Raw genomic sequence first — 4,270 nt, forward strand, 5'->3', positions numbered from 1 at the left:
ATTTTTGTTCCATAAATGATAAATCATCACTAATAATTTCTTTTGTACGGCTACATAACTTTTCATTTTTACTCCATGTTTCGCATAGGTTCTATCCCATAAATCTTTGAACGGTTTTACTTTACATTGTATTACAACTAACGATGGCATATGCATTGCTCTTCGTATTCTAGAATTACCTTTTTTTGATATTTTTGTCTTTCCTACTCGTGTTCCAGACTGTGCCTCTACAACATCATAACCTGCATAGGATACCAATTGTTTGTAATTTTTAAACAACTCAAATCCATTTGTTTCTGCTAAAACCGTAGCCAATGTTAATATACCTAATCCTTTCATCGATAAAACATTACTTGCTCTTTGTTCTACTTTCTCACTCGATTTTACATAGTTTTTAATTGTTTTTTCTAATTCTTTTAATTGTGTTTCAAATAATAAAATAGTTTCTTTAAGTTGATTATTAACTGACTCTGATTGATACATCGCATAATTCAAAGCACTTACTTGATTTGTTAAAACTGTTTTCAACTCAGTAACATTTTGATGTTGTCTAGTTAAAAGACGTAACTCATAGAAAAATTCTCCCATTGGTTGCCAAGTATCTAAACATTGTTCTGCTCCCATTTGTGATAATCCTTTGGCATCAATTGAGTCATTTTTTGATTTTAATCCAATTGCTTCCAAATATTTTTTTGCTTTATTTGGTAAGATTATTGAGGTTTCAAAACCTTTTTCATAAAGATAATAGGCACAATTTTCGTGATAAATTCCAGTAGCTTCCATACAAATTACAACTGGAATAGCTTCTTTTTTATGCTTAAATATCCATTGTTCTAAATTCTCAAATCCTTTCTTTGTATTAGCTATTTCTGTACTAGATTTAACTATTACTTTTTGCTTTTCATCAATAACACTTATGCATGCATTGATTTTTTTACTTGAAACATCAAGTCCTACAGAATACTTTAAATTCATATCGCTTTGATTTAAATGATAAACAAAAAATTACAACGGTCTTTGCTCATTTTTTATACAGCATCTTTCTTTTAAAGTAAGTGCTTAAGTACTATTGAAACTTTAATGTAATTAAACCAAGTTGATTTTCCTAGTCTCTACAATATCATCATTGATGTATTTCGCCCAGATACAATTTGGCAACTTGGTTTTGTTTATCTATTAATATTATTTCAAAGATACGTATTTCACACTTTTTTATTGTATGCAAAGATATGAGCCGAGATTATCTCACTATGTTTTTTATTTTGATTGGTGTTCGATGAATGCTTCGCATTTGAAATGAAAAGCCCAAAACAAAAAAAGTAAAAGTTTCTTGTTTTAAAAAAGCGACCAACGGAAGCTCTTTTTAAAACTTTAGAAACTTTTACTTTTTTTTGTGTCCCGATAGCTATCGAGATGTAAAGGAAAGCTGGATTGGCTACAAGTAAAAAAAATGTTAAATCACAACTGCCAACTTGTCAGATATTCTAATTTAGTACTATCTTTGCAGTCCAAGAAATTCAAAGATTATTAAGATACTGAAATACTGAAATGAATTCAGTACAAGTAAATTCAGCATAAATGGAACACGTAGAAGAAAAACAAGGACAAAGCTTGGTTCTTGATACAAAATTAGAAAACACAAAAAAACTTTATATAGAAAGTTATGGTTGCGCTATGAATTTTTCGGATAGCGAAATTGTAGCTTCCATCTTGGCTAATAACGGCTACAATACTACTCAAATATTGGAAGAAGCCGATTTGGTTTTGGTAAATACTTGTTCTATTCGTGATAAAGCAGAACAAACTATTCGCAAAAGATTAGAAAAATACAATGCAGTAAAAAGAACCAATCCGAATATGAAAGTCGGAGTTTTGGGTTGTATGGCAGAACGTTTAAAAGAGAAATTTCTGGATGAAGAGAAAATTGTAGATATGGTTGTTGGTCCAGATGCATACAAGGATTTACCTAATTTATTGGCCGAAGTTGAAGAAGGAAGAGATGCCATAAACGTGATTTTATCAAAGGATGAAACCTATGGTGATATTTCGCCAGTGCGATTGATGAGCAACGGAATTACAGCTTTGGTTTCTATAACTCGTGGTTGCGATAATATGTGTACGTTTTGCGTGGTACCTTTTACTCGTGGTCGTGAACGCAGTCGTGAGCCACAAAGTATTATGAGTGAAATTCAGGATTTATGGAACAAAGGTTTTAAGGAAATTACGCTTTTGGGTCAAAATGTGGACAGTTACCTTTGGTTTGGTGGCGGATTGAAAAAAGATTTTGTAAATGCGAGCGAGATTCAAAAAGCAACTTCGGTAGATTTTGATAGTTTATTGGAAATGGTTGCTGTTGGTTTTCCTAAAATGAGAATCCGTTTTTCGACATCCAATCCTCAAGATATGCACGAAAGTGTTTTGCACGTTATTGCTAAATATCCAAATATTTGCAAGCATATTCACTTACCGGTTCAATCTGGAAGTAATCGAATTTTGAAAGAAATGAATCGTTTGCATACGCGTGAAGAATATATGACGCTGATTGACAAAATTAAAACCATAATTCCAGAAAGCTCGATTAGTCAAGATATGATTGCTGGTTTTCCTACAGAAACAGAAGAAGACCATCAAGATACTTTATCATTAATGGAGTATGTAAAATATAGTTTTGGATATATGTACAGCTATTCTGAACGTCCTGGAACATTGGCTGGAAGAAAAATGAAAGATGATGTTACCGAAGAAACTAAAGCCAGACGTTTGCAAGAAATTGTAGATTTACAACAAAAGCTTGCTTGGCAAAGAAGTGAAGAATTTATTGGTAAAACAGTTGAAGTTTTGGTTGAAAAATTATCTAAAAAATCTAAAGAAGAATTTTCTGGAAGAAATTCACAAAGTATTACGGTTGTTTTTCCTAAAGAAGATTATAAAATTGGTGATTTTGTGAATGTAAAAATTGAGAGTTGCACTAGTGGAACTTTGAAAGGTATTGCTGTTGGATTAAGCGAGATGAATTGATTTTTACCACAAATTACACGAATTTTCACAAAATTATGAATCAAAATTATGAATAACGATACTGAATTTTATTATAAGAAAGATGAAAATTATACTATTGTTGGATTGTGTATGGAAGTTCATCGAATTTTAAGTCCAGGTTTACTTGAAATAGTATATAAAGATGCTTTAGAAATTGAATTTAAAAATCATAATATTCCATATGTAAGAGAACAAATGTATGATGTGGAATACAAAGGATTTATTCTACCTCATAATTTTTACGCAGATTTTGTTGTTTACGAAGATATCATTCTAGAAGTAAAGTCAGCTAGTGAAGTAACTAATGATCATCTTTCAAGAACATTGAACTATATGAAACTCGCTAAAACTCCGATTGGAATTATTGTAAATTTTCAAAATAAATCATTAACACATAAAAGATTAATAAGCACTTAATTAATTTGTGAAAATTCGTGTAATTTGTGGTTAAAAATAAATAATGAGATTGCTTCGTGCCTCGCAATAAATTAAAAACAAAAGATACTGAAATAAATTCAGCATAAATGGAAACAGTACAATCAATAAAACAACGATTCGAAATTATAGGAAATGATCCTAAACTCAATCGTGCCGTAGAAAAAGCCATTCAGGTTTCTCCTACTGATATTTCGGTGTTGGTAGTTGGAGAAAGTGGCGTTGGAAAAGAAAGTATTCCTAAAATAATACATTCGCTTTCGCATAGAAAACATGGAAAATATATCGCTGTAAACTGTGGTGCAATTCCTGAAGGAACAATTGATAGTGAATTATTCGGACACGAAAAAGGTTCGTTTACTGGCGCAACTTCTACACGTGAAGGTTATTTTGAAGTTGCTGATGGTGGAACAATTTTTCTAGATGAAGTGGGCGAATTACCATTAACAACTCAAGTAAGATTGCTTCGTGTATTGGAAAATGGCGAATTTATAAAAGTGGGATCATCACAAGTTCAAAAGACCAATGTGCGAATTGTTGCTGCCACAAATGTCAATCTATTTGATGCAATCGAAAAAGGAAAATTCCGTGAAGATTTGTATTACAGATTAAGTACGGTTGACATTTTGCTTCCACCATTACGTGATAGAAAAGACGATATTCATTTGTTATTTAGAAAATTTGCTGCCGATTTTGCTCACAAATACAAAATGCCAGCTTTAAAACTTGAAGACGAAGCAATTCCATATTTACTAAAATATCGTTGGAGCGGAAACATTCGTCAATTGAGAAATGC

At 31.6% G+C, this 4,270-nt stretch carries 4 protein-coding genes; 3 read left to right on the top strand and 1 reads right to left on the bottom strand.

Features of this window, described 5'->3' with window-relative positions:
• The coding region (locus ACH2BC_RS00760; protein WP_395052021.1) for an IS110 family transposase at window positions 1-975 on the bottom strand (975 nt) is incomplete at its 3' end.
• Between the two features lie 603 nt (window positions 976-1,578).
• Here ACH2BC_RS00760 and miaB point away from each other — a divergent pair.
• The 3 genes from miaB to ACH2BC_RS00775 all read left to right on the top strand — a co-directional run.
• The gene (gene miaB / locus ACH2BC_RS00765) at window positions 1,579-3,018 is read left to right on the top strand and encodes a tRNA (N6-isopentenyl adenosine(37)-C2)-methylthiotransferase MiaB (RefSeq protein WP_395052022.1); all 1,440 of its coding nucleotides are present in this window, start codon (window positions 1,579-1,581) and stop codon (window positions 3,016-3,018) included.
• A gap of 48 nt (window positions 3,019-3,066) precedes the next feature.
• Complete coding sequence (locus ACH2BC_RS00770) at window positions 3,067-3,456, top strand: GxxExxY protein (protein ID WP_395052024.1); 390 nt, start codon at window positions 3,067-3,069, stop codon at window positions 3,454-3,456.
• Between the two features lie 107 nt (window positions 3,457-3,563).
• On the top strand, window positions 3,564-4,270 hold a 707-nt coding region (locus ACH2BC_RS00775; protein WP_395052025.1), incomplete at its 3' end, for a sigma 54-interacting transcriptional regulator.

The sequence above is a fragment of the Flavobacterium sp. genome (assembly GCF_043760115.1).
In the GTDB taxonomy this organism is placed as follows: domain Bacteria; phylum Bacteroidota; class Bacteroidia; order Flavobacteriales; family Flavobacteriaceae; genus Flavobacterium.

Coding starts and splice junctions, on each gene's coding strand:
- miaB (WP_395052022.1), top strand. CDS start 1,579: ATGGAACACGTAGAAGAAAAACAAGGACAAAGCTTGGTTCTTGATACA.
- ACH2BC_RS00770 (WP_395052024.1), top strand. CDS start 3,067: ATGAATAACGATACTGAATTTTATTATAAGAAAGATGAAAATTATACT.